The sequence below is a fragment of the Gemmiger formicilis genome (assembly GCF_024462815.1).
Classification (GTDB): Bacteria; Bacillota; Clostridia; order Oscillospirales; family Ruminococcaceae; genus Gemmiger.
The window spans coordinates 1-269 of the sequence record NZ_JANGCG010000072.1; the positions used below are offsets into that span (position 1 = coordinate 1).

General features: G+C 56.9%; 1 protein-coding gene. It reads left to right on the plus strand.

The features are described from left to right. On the plus strand, window positions 1-269 hold a 269-nt coding region (locus tag NE623_RS14545), incomplete at both ends, for a methionine adenosyltransferase domain-containing protein (protein WP_256273535.1).

Genomic DNA, 269 nt, shown 5'->3' on the forward strand with positions numbered 1-269 from the left:
CATGGTCGCCGCCCATCTTGCCAATCGTTGTCAGGTCACGCTGGCGTATGCCATCAGGGAAAAAGACCCTGTCATGGTGGATGTGAACACTTTCGGCACTGGCATCTGTGAGGATGACTGTTTGGCAGCAGCGGTGCGCAAGGTGTATGACCTGACCCCTGCGGGCATCATCAAGCAGCTCGACCTGCTGAACCCCATTTACAGCCGCACGGCAGCGGGCGGTCACTTCGGGCGCGAGGATTTTCCGTGGGAAAATGTTGAACATATGA